Raw genomic sequence first — 15,007 nt, forward strand, 5'->3', positions numbered from 1 at the left:
GGCCGAATAACCGTGCTGATCGGTCGGCGCTCATCGTCGTACCGAAGTGTTTCATACAGCGATGAAACAGAGTCTAATTCGGGCTGAATGCCATGTAGAGCCGTTAGCGAAGCTTGCGGATCAAGATCGATCGCTAATACCCGATGCCCTTTGAGAGCGAGGTGCTGAGCAAGGTGCGCGGCAGTGGTTGTTTTACCTGAACCGCCTTTGAAGTTGACCACCGAAATCACGTGAAGCTCATCACCTTCTCCGCGTCCTGGCAGATAGCGCCTCTTACCAGGCCGCCCGTTTGCATCCAAATAGGCACGTAACTCCAGCATCTGTGCTGCTGAGTAGGAACGGCGACCGGAAGAAGACGTCTCTGGTGCAGGGCCCTTGCCCTCAAGGTGCAGTTTTTTGATAGTAGACTGTGTAACACCGAGGAAATATGCGACTTCGGCCAGAGAAAACTGGCGCAAACCCTTTTGAGCATCGGGTGGATACTGCTCCTGACGCAATATATTGAGTCTATCAGAGATCAGCTCACCCTGCTGAAGGATGATCTCATCAAAGGGAATACTCCCTGCATCGCCTTTGAATGGTGCTGATCCCATGTTGCCGCCTCGCCTAATATCGCTTTTTGCGCGATTTATCTCGTTAAACTGTGACTTAGCGCGGAAATGACTTATCCACAACGATTTTCTCTTACAGCATCGGCGGGCGTAGTCGTTAGGATAGGCTTGTTTGGTCCGCTACAGAAGGTGGAAAGCAATTGGGCATCCACTAAATCTGGCATGTCTATCTGAATGGAAATGTTCAGCGCATCGGATCGCTGAGGCGTAAAGTCCGCGTAACTTATTGTTTTATATATCGTTATTAGACTTGCACGGCTGTCAAGAAACTATGCTATCTGGGACTGGCGTCAGACCAGCGATCAATCACCCGCCACTAAGCGGAGTACCGCAAAGATGCGATCGCTGTTTGAAAACGCGCGCGTCGAATTTCGCAGGATCTGGATTCAATTTCATCAGATTGAACGCGATCAACACCCAAATACCAAGAATCGGCCCGCCGATTCTCTGTCTCACTTCGATGGGATAGGGGAGCAAACGCACCACTCATCACCCCCTAGGCCCCAATCCGTTTTACTCGGATCCCCAGCTTGCGCGCTTTATCAACGATATTCTCGGTGATCCCTGACCCTGGCGTTGCGATCAAACCCTGAGGCAGGATTTCCAGCATCTTGTCGTTGCGCTTGAAAGGTGCTGCTTTGCCGTGGCTTTTCCAGTCAGGCTTGAACACCACCTGCGTCACGCCACGTGCATCTGCCCACCGTGCTGCGATCATCTCTGCACCTTTGGGAGTCCCTCCATGCAGCAGAACCATATCGGGGTATTTTTGATGCGTGGCATCGAGGACTGACCAGATGAGATCGTAGGCTTGGTAGTCCCCACCTGAGAAAGCAATACGGGTGCCTTCCGGGCAATGCACTTCGATCTCTTTGCGGCGCTTGGCCGAAAGAAACGCCCGACTGTCCACAACAGCAGATGTCAGACCTCTGTGCGAGACTTTCGATCCGGTGCGGGGCATCCAAGGCGAACCTGTCGCTGCAGAGAAATGGTCACAAGCCAGATCGCGCATCTGCTCGAAGGCGTCGCGATGGTCCCAGAGCTTCAATCCAATCATTTGCAGACGTTCCAGCTCGACCGAAGCAACCTCTGACCCGTCCTGTGCGCTCATGCTGTCGCGGATCTCGCATTCATTGTCATCAAGACGCCTTTGCAGATGTGTGAGGCGGCGATGAAACAGCGAGGTAAGGGACCAGAGCATTTCTTCGAGGTTGTCTTCCAATTGGCTGTCGTCGAGCAGGCTGACGGTGGTGTCAAAGAGCGTCGCCATGGCGAGTTCGACCTGATTTGGCTGGGGCACGGGGCGATGATCGATTTCATCTGGTCCTGGCTTTGCGCCATGAAGAGCGAGGTGGTCTAGGATTGCGGACGTGAGGCCGCTGTCTTCGGGGTTGGTTTTGTCTTGAAGGGGCATGGTCTTGTTCCTCTGTTTGATCTGACCCGATTTGGATGGGGCGATAACAGGGCCGACGGCGACCGGACCGCATCCTTTTGGGATCGCAGCGCAGCGGAGAATGCGGCCACGGCAGAAAATTGGCCCGCGAGGAATGCCCCACTAGAGGGGCAGGGGAATTTTCTTATGGGGGCGCATTGCGGTTTGGACGAGGAGCACTCAGCTCCGACCCGTAGGCCCATCGCTCCCCTTATCCAAACGGGATCAGATTGAACCTCTTGGAACGTCTGCCACTGGAAGCGACCGAACCCGATGTTCAGGTTTTCTGCCCAATGCGATCAACCTTCCTTTTTCATGGCCAAGAGCAAAGTGCGGCGAAGCGTGTCCTTGCCAAAAGCCAGCAAATCTTCGTTGAAATCGCCAAGCTTTGGCACGAGACACCGACACTCAATGCCGACCGTGCCCAGTTTGGCCGACAGAATGTGCGCGGCGCGTTCCCCTGCCGCATCGTTGTCGCGCGCAATCCAGATGCGCTTGATACCTGACGGTGGAATGAAGAGGCCAAGATGCGTGGCTGTCAGACAGGACGCGAGGTTGAACTCGGGCAGGGCGGTGCCAACTGACAGTGTATTCTCCAGACCTTCGCCGACGATCAGATCAACGGAATCTGACGCGGACCAAAACCGAACGGCATTGCCATGAAGTTGGCCCAGTATCCGTTTCGGGTTGCTCAGATCTGCAATGCGGCCGGTGTTCGGGTCGAGATACGTCCGGGCGCATCCCGTGATGTTGCCCTGATTATCTGTGATTTTTGCCAGAAGGGCAGGGGCGTAACTTGGCTGATCTGGGCCAGTGTCCGCGCCACGAAAGTAGACCCGAGTATGATAGCGCAAAGCCGGCCCGAAGCGTGCGATGCCGCGCTGGTGCAGATAAGCGGCGGCCAAGGTGCCCAAGACAGGTCCGCCAGCGGCAAAGAGCTTGCGTGCAGACACCATTCGCGACGTGTTGGATGCTGCAGGGCTTTTCAAGGTCCGCCTTGGCGCGCGGTTGGCAGAGATGGGTGTAATGCCCAAAAAATGTTGAGCCTCGGTGATGGTTTCTTTGAAAGAGGTTGATCCGAGTTTGGCATGCAGCAGATCAATGAGATCACCAAATTCACCTGTGGCATAATCTATCCAGCCACCTGCTTTGCGTCCGTCTTGAGCCAGCAAGCGGATGACGAGGCTGCGGCCCGCTGCACCAGACGTGTCGCCAACCTGCCAATAATCGCCCTGGCGACAGCCTTCTGAGAAGTAGGCGCGGCAGAAACTCTCTGCACGCGTCCCAAGGTCTGTTGAAATTTCAGCAAGCGAGACATCCCTCGTCATTGCGCCGCGCCATCCACAGCCGTGCCAACGGGGAAGCGCGACAGAAGTGGCGCCAAAACATCAACTGCTTCTGTTGGAAGAAACACACGTGTCTTCCATTGGATCACTTCAGTAAAGCAGCCCATGGTTTTCAACTCGGCGAGTATCGCACCCGTGGCACCGATTAATTCAAGCCGTGGTTGGCCCATGACAAGCGAGCGGCGGAGTTGGAACCCGTTTACAAGGCTGAGGGTGGCACGGGTCTCCATAACGGCGCGTAGGATTTCGTCTGGGGCCATCTGGATGTCCGCATCAAGACCAAGTCGCGCATAAACGTTGATCAGCTGCTCCTGCGAGACCAACCGCCCGATAGCGCGTTCGCCATCCTCCGTCTGCAAACGATAGATCCGCATATTGTCGGCGGGCAGGCGATCCCAGATCGGCAAAAGCAAGCCGCAGATTAGCGTGATTTTGGATGTTGTGAACTCCGGCACGGCGTCGACCTCAGCCTGCCAAAGCTGCTCAAAGTTAGCATCATCGACTTCCTGCCAGTTTGATTTGATAAACTCACCCAGTTCGAACAGATCATAGGTCATTGGACGCAGCAATTTGATCCGCCGGATCGGGACACCGTCCTCGTCCATGAAGGCGGGCGCATTCGTCATCAGACCCGCACGCTTCGACGTGGCGTTCCAATAGAGCTTCGCATCAGACATAGCGGCGCAAATAGACTTGACCTTGGTGAGCGTTAGCGGCGCGTTGCGATCAGTCCGCTCGACCGTCAGCGCTGTGGCCGTTGCCCCCGTCGCCTCATGCTCAAATATGACTTTGCGGTCGATGATCTCAAAGCGCTCGGCCCGTAGGGTTTCAAGACCGACATCAAGTGTGCCCGCCTGTCGCGCATCTTCGATGATCGCAGCCAGAAATTCACCAAAGGCATCAAAGATTGCGTCCTGCATGCTGATCTTGAGAGCCAGACACCGATTGAGGAATTGCTGGATGGGCGGCAGGACCTCCTTCATGCAGCCATCTGCGTCATCTAGGGTCAGACCCGTCATCTCCTGAAACCGCGCGTAGGAGCAGGCATCAATCTTACCTGCCCGCAGCTTGTAAAAGAACTGACGTAGTGCCGCGCGCGCATAGGGGCTTTCAAGATTGTCCTCAGCACGGAACATGTTCTGTCCGCCGGTCTCACGTTGCCCCTTCGTGATCGCACCAAGCGTATCGAGGCGACGGGCAATTGTGGACAAGAACCGCTTCTCACCTTTGACGTTTGTGGCAACGGGGCGAAACAGCGGCGGCTGCGCTTGATTGGTTCTGTTGGTGCGGCCAAGACCCTGAATGGCGTTGTCAGCTTTCCAGCCGGGCTCCAACAGATAGTGCACGCGCAAGCGCTGGTTCTGAGCACCAAGATCCGCATGATAGGAGCGCCCCGTGCCGCCCGCGTCTGAAAATACCAGAATGCGCTTGGTATCATCCATGAAAGCTTGGGTTTCGCCGAGGTTGGAGGAGGCAGGCCTATTCTCGACCTTTAGGCGCCCCTCAGTTGTCCGCACAATCCGGCGCTTGCGCCCCGTGACCTCTGCCACGACATCCCCGCTGAAATGCCATAGGATTTGATCCAGCGCGCCTTGGACAGGTGCCAATGACCCAAGGTGTTCGATGAGGGCATCGCGCCGCTGCTCAGCCTCGCGACAGATGATCGGCGTGCCATCCGCATCAACCGCGGGACGGGATCGCAGATTACCGTTCTCATCGGTATAGGGCTCAAACAGCTGTGTCGGGAAGGAATGCGCTAAATAATCCATCACATATTCCCTGGGCGTGATGTCGACCTGCAGATCGTGCCATTCAGAAGGTGGGATTTCATCAAGACGACGTTCCATCAGCGCTTCGCTGGTGGAGACGACTTGTACGACGGCGGCATGGCCTGCCACGAGATCTGCCTCAATGGCCTTGATCAGCGATGGACATTTCATGGCGGTGATTAAGTGATTGAAAAAGCGTTGTTTATTGCTTTCAAAGGCTGATCGCGCAGCGGATTTCGCTTGTGGGTTCAATGTACCGCCATCAGACGAGATGCCGGATGCCTCAAGCGCTGCTTCGAGATTGTTGTGAATGATCTGAAACGCGTCAGCATAACTGTTATAAATCGCGACCTGAGCTGGCGTCAGATCATGAACCAACATGTCGTATTCCACGCCGGAATAGGACAGCGAGCGCGCGAAATAGAGCCCAAGTGCTTTGAGGTCGCGCGAGATCATCTCCATAGCGGCAATGCCACCTGCTTCCATTGAGGAGACGAATTCGGCTTGGGTCACGAAGGGAAAATCGCCCGTGCCCCAAAGGCCAAGACGGGACGCGTAGGCGAGGTTGCCGACGACGGTTGCGCCAGTGGCGGAGACGTAGAGGATGCGCGCATCGGGAACGGCGTTCTGTAATGCGAGGCCAGCAAGGCCCTGTTGTGACGCCTTCTTGTCTCCGCGCGCAGATTTCTCACCTGCGGCATTTGCCACCGCGTGACTTTCATCGAATGCGATGACGCCGTCAAAACCTTCACCGAGCCATGCGATAACCTGATCAAGACGAGAGGCTTTGCCTTCACGCTCGGCTGATCGCAGCGTGGCATAGGTGACAAACAAGATGCCCTCAGCCAGTCGAATGTCGCTACCTTGGCGGAACTTGGACAACGGCACGATATCGCTGTCCCGACCGCCGACGGCCATCCAATCACGTCTGGCGTCCTCAATGAGCTTATCACTCTTGGAGACCCAAACAGCGCGTTTGCGGCCACGCAGCCAATTGTCGACGATTATGCCCGCGACTTGCCGTCCTTTGCCACAACCGGTGCCATCCCCGAGGAACCAGCCTTTGCGCAGCCGAAAGGCCCCTTCATCATCTTCAGCGGCCGCAACAAGCTGGCCTGCAATCTCGCTCGGCTTGAACCAGCCCTTGAGATGGCAGGCGTGAGCGTGGCCCGCATAAATGACGCTTTCCAGTTGCGGTGCGGATAAAACGCCATCTCGCATTAGCGACGAGGGCAAAAGAGGTTGATAGTCGGGCAGCGGCGGCGGAACGGACGCCATTGCGGCTGACTGCACAAGTGATGTGGGGTGCGTGGCTGCTCCCTCAATTTGGAAGGCTTGAAGCGCATAATCCTCGTAGACGGCATCCTGCAAAGCGCCTTGGGGATCTGTCCACTCCTTTGGTTGATACACAAGCGGACAGGCATCGACGCTATCGAACGGATGTTTGGCGCGCTCTGCTGCAAGGTCTCGGGTTTCTTGGCGGGCAGCATTGCGCAGCGCATGCAGATTGAGCTGCGTCGCAGGCTTTGGGGCGATCTGACCCACGCCAGGAGGGCAGGGGGGCAAGCCATCGGCACGGCGCGGGCAATGGGCCAAAACAGCGGCCAACAGATCACCAGTCGTTTCGCACAGCGGATGATAGACGTCCTCGGCGTCAATCTTTGCGACGTCGTCGCCCGCGCTTTTCTTGTCGATGACAGTCAGTCTCGTATCGATGCTCGTGCCGTGCCGTGCGAACACCTTTCCAGCAATAGCTGCCGAAAAGACAACGCCGGCGACTTCGCCAATGCTTCTGAAGGTCGACTGATGGCTTTTGGTTTTAGGTGCGAAGCTTTCGCCTGTGATCACAACAAGTCGTCCGGCGGGCGCAAGCCGTGCCAAGGCTGATAGAACGTGCTGACCGGTTGCTTTGCGGAACTTGCCCTCGACATGTTGGGCGGCAGAGAACGGTGGGTTCATGACGATGACAGAGGGTGTAATCGTGCGATCAAGCCTGTCGTCGATGGACGCGGCATCGTGATCAGATATCGGAGCATTCTTAAAAAGAGCACGCAACACCTCGCGCCGCGTTTCAGCAAGTTCGTTCAAGGCAAGCCCTGCGCCTGCAATCTGCGCGAAAACGGCAAGCATTCCAGTGCCTGCAGATGGCTCAAGAACAAAGTCAGATGGGCGAAACCCTGCGGCCTTAGCAACAATCGCCGCGATGGGCAGGGGGGTCGAAAACTGCTGCAAACGAACGCTGTCTTCCGAGCGTCGCGTGTGTGGGGGCGCAAGCGCGGAAAGGCGTTCAACCATGCTGAGAAATTGGGCTGGCGATGCGGCCTGCTTTCGCATCAATGCGCCGTAGCGCATGATCATCATGATCTGTGCGATCTCGACGGCATCAAAGGCGTCCTTCCAGACCCATGCGCCGCTCGTGTCACTTGCGTCGAAGGCATCCTCCATCGCCGTACGAAGCGTTTTGGCATCGATGGGTTTGCCAGTTTCAAAATGCGGCAGAAGGCTGTTTGCCGCGGAAACTAAGCGATGCGCCGTCACGGAGGCAGGCGGATGAGCGGGAATAGTGTTGATAAGCGCAGCCGTTTTAGGTTGAGCATTCATGTTGTGTCTCCAATGTTTCATAACAGGAAAAGGAGGCGATCCAGCACATCCGGATCGCCTGATATTTGGGGTTTCAGGAATGTCAGGCGACGGAGCGGCTGGACTTCTCAGCAGCGCGGTCCTCGAGGTTGAAATAGAGGTCCTCGGTCGCCTTCTTGAAGCCCGGCGGCTTTCGGGCAGCGATACACCGCACCGAAGCCCGGCATCCTTCACCATGCTCCATCGCAAAATGGGTGACCTGCGCGATGAGGTCGTCCATTCCCGCAGCTTGCAGCCGTTTTTCGGGGTAGCTGTCCATCATCGTGAACTTGGTCACGACAAATGCGCCTTCGCGATGCGCTGGATAAAGAGTGATCTGATAATCGCGTGTTTGTGCCATTTTGTGGCCTCCTATGACGGCTGCTGAGACAATCTCGCGCGTTGAAATCCGCCAGCAGGAAAAGGCCGCCCTCAATCAGAGAGCGGCCTAAGGATCGATCAAACAGGAGGGGAGGGGGCGTCAGTATTCCGACGGCAAAAGCAACGTCAGAACGCGGCGCGTCTGCTCTGGATCAGTTGGCGCATCTGACCCCATTTTATAATTGACGTCGTACAGATCAACTTTGAACCAGATCGTTGTGCCAAAGACCTCGACTGCGCCAAATTCGTGCCACCCGTAAGGGTCATTGTCGGGCGTGAAGGCCTCAAACGCAGCCACTTGGCGGGTGGCATAAAGGCGGGCATCTGATCCCATGACAGATACGCCTGAGGTCATTACGAACTGCCCTTTTGGCGTATCTTCGGTGTCGTTGAAGAACATGATCGATTTGCGGAACGCGTCGTTTTGGGCAGCGATGGTTGCGGCTTCAGTTGTCGGGTTGGTTTGCAATACAGTTGTCATGGATCGTCTCCGTTGCGAGCGAGCTGAACCAATTTCAGCCTGAGGCACCCGCCGGTCGGAAAGGGCTGCCCTTTTCACAAGGACGGCCCAATTGGACGCTGTTGTCGTCAATTTGGAAGGCTAGGCAGCAGTTTCGTTCAAGAACGCTGGCAAGGCGTCTGGCGCGGCATCTTCAGCACTTGAGGTTGTTACATCTGCAACCTCCGCTGGCGTAGCGGCGGCATTGTCTGGGGCGCTGAACGTCTCTGAAGCATTTCCAAAGCCTTGGAACGCCATGCCTTCAGGAAGCCAGCGTGCCGTCTTGGAGGCCACGGCCGCGTCAAACCCTTCCGTTTCAGCCGCCTGTTCAGCGAATGCGCGTTCCATCGCGGCCGCAATATCGCCTTTGCGTTCTCTGCTGCGCTCTTCGGCATAGTCGTCGCCAACAAGTTTACGGGCCATTGAAACTGCATGCCCTTTGTTGACCCGGCCCCAGTATGTCGAAGCTGTCGGGCGCCAACAGGCGGCGACATCGACGTCCAGACGCGCACCAATTTCCTCGATGATCGGGGTAGGGTGGTTATCTGACAGAAGCTGCGGTTTGACCGCCAGACCCACTGCCCAAGCGAACAAGGATTGCTTTTGGGGCAGGGAGAGCGCTGACATCGCCCGAAAATCATCAGGCTTTTCAAGGGTCATCCACTCGACCGCAAGATCTTGTTCCAATGCATCGAGCATCTTCTGCGCGACTGTGTCAGCGTGTAAGGCCTCACGGTTTTGGGTCAGAAACGGGCTGATCGAGATGTTGAGCGCTTCCGTACCGTAGGACCGAGACAGCGCTTGTTCGCAAAGCGCATAGAGCATTGCGTCAAACGCCACATCGTAATCTGCGGCCAAATGTGCGCGCAAAATATGCTGGCGCGAGGCGCGCAGATCATCTGCAAGGCTTGCTGAGATACCATCTGCCTTGCGCAGTGTTGTCGCTGGATCTGAAACCGGCACTGGCGCTGATGACGTCGGTGGTGTGACGTTCGGACGGGTGATTGAAGCCTGATTGCGATCATCTGCCGCATCTTTGGCATCTTCTTGAACCACGGGAATGTCGTCAGGGCGCACCAACCCTTTTTCAACCCGCAACGTGCCATCATGACCAATCGTTACGACACACCCTGAGATCGCTTGATCCGCAGCAGCGTAGGGCTGGCGCGCCTTTTGCAGTGCTTCGATTTCACGAAGCCGAGGCTCGATGGCGTGATACTCATCTGCTTCAGCGTCAGCCCAGTCCGCGCCGTCATTGGCCAGCGCCAATTCTTCTTCGCGGGCTATCAAGTTGTTTTCCTCCGCGAGCAGATCAGCATCCGGTTCGATTTCTTGCGGATAAACGCGCCCAAAACTGCGAAACGCGCCATAGTCGACGGCAAGATGCACTTCGACCCATTTCCAATCGGCATCATAAGTCTTGGCCGCGTCCTGCAACTTTTCGATGGCAAGACGCTCCAGAAGCTCAGGGTTCTCCATATGTGCTGCGGCATTGTCATCGAAAAGGTCCCGCAACAGAACACCACCTGCAGCTTCATAGGCCTTGATGCCGACAAAGCGCCCGATGCTGGAACTGGCAGAATGTGCGGTCTCAATCAGCTGACGTTTGATGGACTGTGGATGAATGTGGTAGCTGTCTTTCACCGCGTTCCAAACAGTCATCTGACGATCATGATCGTCCGTCAACGTGAATGCCATGACGCATTCAAGTGTCATTTCACCAGCGCGGAACTGCTCAATCAGCTCAGGCGCAATGCGGGCCAGCTTGAGGCGGCGGCGCACGAGATCAACACTGACACCAAATTTCAGAGCAATGTCGTCTTCCTTGCGGCCCTCGGCAATCATCTGGGCAAAAGCCTCAAACTGATCTGCTGGATGCATCGCCGCGCGCTGGAGGTTTTCTGTTGTCGAAGTGACAATCGCATTTTGCTCGTCTTCGACCAAACAAGAGACAGGGTGATCGTTCGGGATGACACCATCACTCGCCAGCTGCTTGAGCGCCTTCAAGCGACGGCCACCTGCATCCACTGCGAATTTCCCGTCAGTTAGCGCATGGACAACAAGGTTTTGTTTGATGCCGTTTTCGCGAATGCTGGCGAGGAGTTCTGCGTCGTCGCTCGCACTCGCCGCAACTTTGCGCACATTTAGCGGGCTAAGTTCCAGCTGATCGAGCGGGATCATGCGGAGGTCTTGCGTCATTGCGATCACGGTCGTGGCGGCGTCAGCAGCTTTGGCGGCCACCGGCGGCTTCGTGGTTTTCACTTTGGTTTGGGATTTTGCCATGGGTTTCGTCCTTTTGAACGGGCCCGGATGAGACTCTCTCTATCCTTTCAAGCCCGGCAATCGGGCTTCCCTTTCTCTGGCTCTCATTGACCTATGTATGGAAGCGACATTCATGAGATTTGCACTGCCCTAACACGGCGATTTCCAGATTACGTTGAATTGCTCAGCCGCACTAATAGGTTATGACTAATACAATCCTTTCTGGATTGGCTTGGGTCGAACCTAGAAATCGAGTCTAGAAAGTTGATTTGGGCTCTCATGTTCTAGTGAAATCAATTGGCTTCTGCCAAAAGTGATGGCAACCTTCGCGCGGACGGTTATACTATAGGTTGTTACCGCAGTGTATTTTCCACATAGATTTCGTTGGATCCATTTTTTGACAAACAGTTCTCAGATTCCCAGCCTATTAAGGCGCCTTGGCGATGAAATCAGCAGTGGTGATCCGGCATTTGAAGGCTTCATCGATGATCTGCAAATGTTCCAAGACCATCGTTCGACTGCAGATATCGTGGGTCTAAAGGCAAAGCTCGAATATGCTGACCGAATAGATGAGTATGAGAGCGCTGAGCAAAAAAAGGAACTATTTGCAAAGCTTCTCTTGCGGCTACAGCACTATCCGTCTGCACAGCGAATTTTTGCTCTTTTCCTCGCAAGAATTAATGACGTTTTTGAACATCACATCACACCACATATGACAGATGCAGACATGGACCGACGAAAGGTCGATGAGATTATTGAGAACAAAATTATCCTTCCGACACTTAGCGATATGGGTGATGGCTTTGAACACTTTACGATTAACCACGCGCATGTGCGCGGCATGATTTATTGGCTTGCAGAGCGCTGTTTTGTGAGGTGGAAGTGATGTTTTCACTATCCTACACATCGACCTATGATCCCTATCATACGGTCTTTCGTTACTTGGTGTTGTTGAGCTCTGCTGAAGATATGACTCTTCCTTACAGAACAGCCCGAGCGGCTGATTTCTTTCTATGTTTTCCGTGGTACCTTCAAGATGTGAAGGCACCACGAAAGGTGCCGGGATTTGCAAAAGATAGAAATGCTCTTGTTAAGATGTACCCTCCGAACAGCTATGACCAGGTTCCAAACGAGCGTTTAATTTTCGAACGAATGGAAGTAATCCAAGCTGCTGCAGTAAGTGCGCTGGCTGGCGCTAACATGATAGATGCAGACATCCTAAAGAGCCAAAAGGTAAGACTATTGCCTAGTTTTTTAAAAGGTCGACTATTCGAGCCAGTCCGAGTTTTCAAAGAAAAGAACTCTGATCTGGTTTACTTCTTGGCTACGAAGTTTCCTCAAATGGAAGTTCATGGCCCAAATGGCATTTTTGCAAGAACCCGATTAGGTGAGTTCAGTTATGACAATGTTTAATCCCAATCTAGAGGTTTCTTCACTGACGGTCTTTCGGCGTGGAAATCAGGTTTTTGATGAAAGCTTTCACTCAGGCCTGAATATTATCCGTGGAGAAAACAGCTCCGGTAAGTCGACAATTATGGACTTCATCTTCTACGGGTTGGGAGGCGATCTTCTTGAAAATCAATGGCGTGAATCTGCACTGTTGTGTGACGCTGTTATGCTTGGCGTCAAGTTGAACGGAAAAGAGATCACGCTTAGGCGTGAAGTAGAGCGCAAATCATCGCAACCGATGCGAATCTTTTTTGGGCCGGCCGAGCAAGCAAAGTTAAGCGCCGATGCGGGCTGGGAACGATATACGTTTCGAAGGGGAGGCTCGGAGAGCTTTACCCAAGTTATGTTTCGCCTCTTAGGTCTGCCTGAAGTGCAATATGGCGAGACCAATACCAAAATTACTATGAACCAAATCCTTCGACTGATGTACTCTGATCAGCTGAGCTCGGTCGAGAAGATATTCCGAAGTCAGCCGTTTGATGATGCCATCACGCGGCAAACTGTTGGTGATCTGATCATCGGTGCGTTTAGCCAAGATTACTACGCTGCACGCCTCAGTCTCAAAGCGCTTGACGCCGAGATCAAGGTTGTGATCGACCGGATCGGACTTTTAATGCGGACCCACGGGCGTGATGGAAACCCATTAACATCAGAATGGCTAATTGCTGAACAAAAGCGACTTGAACGCGAGCTAACGGAACTGAACCAGAAAATTGAGGAAGTTGAGGAGAAAATCTTCTCGTCTCAGTTCGAAGATAGACTCACTTTGAATGATCAAAATGAAACCTTTTCCCAGCTTCAAGCACTGCAGGCAGAGATAGCCCAGATCAACAATGATTTACGGAGCGTCGAGCTAGATGCCGCGGACTCAGATGAATTCATCGCTTCGCTTTCAAGCAAACTTGATGCGCTGCACGAATCTAAGGTCATAGTTGATGAACTAAATGCCCTTGCTTTCGAGTTTTGCCCAGCTTGTTTTGCACCCGTTACTGAGATGGAAGTTGAGGGAGCCTGTTCGCTTTGCAAGCAAGCGACAGATCACGAAAAGACTAAGGAAAGAGCGCTCCGTCTCATCAACGAATATGCCCGCCAAAGGGAAAGTTCACTTAGTCTACAAGCCTCTCGTCATCAGAAGATTACAGATCTGAAGGCAGCGCTCACAACAAAAACAGAGCTTTGGGAACAGGCGGGCAGGCACTACACCGTAGCAGTGAGGAGCCCCACGACAGAACTCCGAACCCGGCTTAGAAAGCTCAATCGTGATGCAGGGTATTCGCAGCGCCAGCTCGAAGAGTTGGCAACTCGAAAGTCTGTAATTGCGGAGCTAGCCGAGGCCCAAGATCGACGAGATGAGTTGCAACGCCAGATTGACCGCGTAAAGACCACGATTGGAGTTACCGAACGCCTCAATCGAGAGCAAATATCTAGAGCGCGCCAATCCGTTGAAAATGAGGTGCTTGATTTTCTTAGGCGTGACCTTGAGCGTCAGTCGACTTTTACTAACGCAAGTACCGTTGGATTTGAATTCGACGGCGATCGGCTGAACGTAAACGATGAGTCGTATTTTTCGGCGAGTTCTATGGTTTATCTAAGAAACAGTTTTATCGCATCTCTTGCCATAGCAGCGGCAAATTCAGCTGCATTTTCTCATCCTAGGTTCTTGTTGATGGACACAATTGAGGACAAAGGTATGGAGCCAGAACGTAGTAGAAACTTCCAACGAATTCTTCACGAAAAGTCCTTTGCGGCGACCTCCAAAAACCAGATCATTATTGCAACGTCTATGATTGCTGCAGAACTCGACCGACCCGAAATTACCGTTGGTGATTTCTACACTCATGAAAATAGAACTTTGCAGCTACAGACACGGTGAGGCATTAAGCATGGCGTTGAATGGTACTACCAATTCAGAATGGAAGCCTGAAGGATGGTGGCAGAAGACAGTAAACTGGCATCTCTTGCGAGGCTTTGGGCAAAGTGTTCCAGCAACCCTATCAATGTCGACACCTTTCGTAGGATATATGGTTCTGTATCATACTGAGATTGGGAATTACCTTGGGGGCATGGGAGGTTTACTTGAAACTCAAGTAAATCAAGATGTTTGTGGTCCGTGGATGGCATTCTCAACTCGCTTGAACCTCCTCTATCTTGGCCTTCTATGCCTCGGGGTAGGAACCATTGCATTTCGCTTTTTTGCGCCGGTCGTTGTCAAAAACTCTCGGGACATCAAGGATTATGTGACCTCTACGATTGATAATGTTTCGGCCAGAAATCTTCGATCGATGTACACAACCATTAATTATCGCAGGCCTTCCGCGGCCAAAGGCCTGATTGATCGCGCCCCATGGTTGGATCGGTCAAAAAGCCTCAAAACGGCTGCTGATGCACTTCGAAAAGATGAGGATGGGCAACTTAAGATGGATATCTTGAGCAGCCATTACAGTGCTTTGGATCGCAACACGGCGCGAAAAGCTGTCTACTTTGTGCTGAGCAGCTTTTTGTTGGGGTTCACGCTCTTGGCCATTCCAGGCCTTACATTTACATTTCGCGTTCTTTGCGTGATTTGGCAGTAGCTAAAACTGAATGATCCATAGAACAGATACTAGTTAATTAGAGGTACGGCGTCGATGTTAAGTAATCCA

The 15,007-nt window shown here is 53.6% G+C and carries 11 protein-coding genes; 4 read left to right on the forward strand and 7 right to left on the reverse strand.

The features are described 5' to 3' along the window. From V7775_RS19970 to V7775_RS20000, 7 genes are all read right to left on the reverse strand, one after another. Positions 1–593 (reverse strand): nucleotide-binding protein (locus tag V7775_RS19970; protein WP_335753689.1); only part of this gene is annotated, 593 nt, incomplete at its 3' end. 514 nt (positions 594–1,107) lie between these two features. Beyond that, the gene (locus V7775_RS19975; protein WP_335753690.1) at positions 1,108–2,022 is read right to left on the reverse strand and encodes a DUF2493 domain-containing protein; all 915 of its coding nucleotides are present in this window, start codon (positions 2,020–2,022) and stop codon (positions 1,108–1,110) included. 317 nt (positions 2,023–2,339) lie between these two features. Then, positions 2,340–3,368 (reverse strand): DUF7146 domain-containing protein, encoded by a 1,029-nt coding sequence (locus V7775_RS19980; RefSeq protein WP_335753691.1) that lies wholly within the window; start codon positions 3,366–3,368, stop codon positions 2,340–2,342. Next, positions 3,365–7,756, reverse strand: a complete 4,392-nt coding sequence (locus V7775_RS19985; protein ID WP_335753692.1) for a strawberry notch-like NTP hydrolase domain-containing protein — start codon at positions 7,754–7,756, stop codon at positions 3,365–3,367. Before V7775_RS19985 ends, V7775_RS19980 begins: the two co-directional genes overlap by 4 nt. Before the next feature lie 82 nt (positions 7,757–7,838). Beyond that, positions 7,839–8,135: a hypothetical protein gene (locus V7775_RS19990; protein WP_335753693.1), complete on the reverse strand. Its 297-nt coding sequence runs from the start codon at positions 8,133–8,135 to the stop codon at positions 7,839–7,841. A gap of 120 nt (positions 8,136–8,255) precedes the next feature. Next, positions 8,256–8,636: a DUF3768 domain-containing protein gene (locus V7775_RS19995; protein ID WP_335753694.1), complete on the reverse strand. Its 381-nt coding sequence runs from the start codon at positions 8,634–8,636 to the stop codon at positions 8,256–8,258. Between the two features lie 120 nt (positions 8,637–8,756). After that, positions 8,757–10,937, reverse strand: a complete 2,181-nt coding sequence (locus V7775_RS20000) for a ParB/RepB/Spo0J family partition protein (RefSeq protein WP_335753695.1) — start codon at positions 10,935–10,937, stop codon at positions 8,757–8,759. Between the two features lie 376 nt (positions 10,938–11,313). Here V7775_RS20000 and V7775_RS20005 point away from each other — a divergent pair, with 376 nt between their 5' ends. Genes V7775_RS20005 through V7775_RS20020 form a run of 4 tightly spaced genes read left to right on the forward strand, consistent with a single transcriptional unit; the run spans position 11,314 to position 14,938 of the window. After that, the gene (locus V7775_RS20005; RefSeq protein ID WP_335753696.1) at positions 11,314–11,802 is read left to right on the forward strand and encodes an ABC-three component system protein; all 489 of its coding nucleotides are present in this window, start codon (positions 11,314–11,316) and stop codon (positions 11,800–11,802) included. Continuing rightward, positions 11,802–12,329: an ABC-three component system middle component 5 gene (locus V7775_RS20010; protein ID WP_335753697.1), complete on the forward strand. Its 528-nt coding sequence runs from the start codon at positions 11,802–11,804 to the stop codon at positions 12,327–12,329. The genes V7775_RS20005 and V7775_RS20010 overlap by 1 nt, the downstream gene beginning before the upstream one ends. Next, on the forward strand, positions 12,316–14,238 hold the full coding sequence (locus tag V7775_RS20015; RefSeq protein ID WP_335753698.1) for an AAA family ATPase: 1,923 nt from the start codon (positions 12,316–12,318) through the stop codon (positions 14,236–14,238). The genes V7775_RS20010 and V7775_RS20015 overlap by 14 nt, the downstream gene beginning before the upstream one ends. 10 nt (positions 14,239–14,248) lie before the next feature. Further along, a complete protein-coding gene (locus tag V7775_RS20020; RefSeq protein WP_335753699.1) occupies positions 14,249–14,938 on the forward strand; it encodes a hypothetical protein in 690 nt (229 codons plus the stop codon). Positions 14,939–15,007: the final 69 nt, after the last annotated feature.

Origin of the sequence: Sulfitobacter sp. (assembly GCF_036960155.1) — a bacterium.
GTDB lineage: Bacteria > Pseudomonadota > Alphaproteobacteria > Rhodobacterales > Rhodobacteraceae > Sulfitobacter.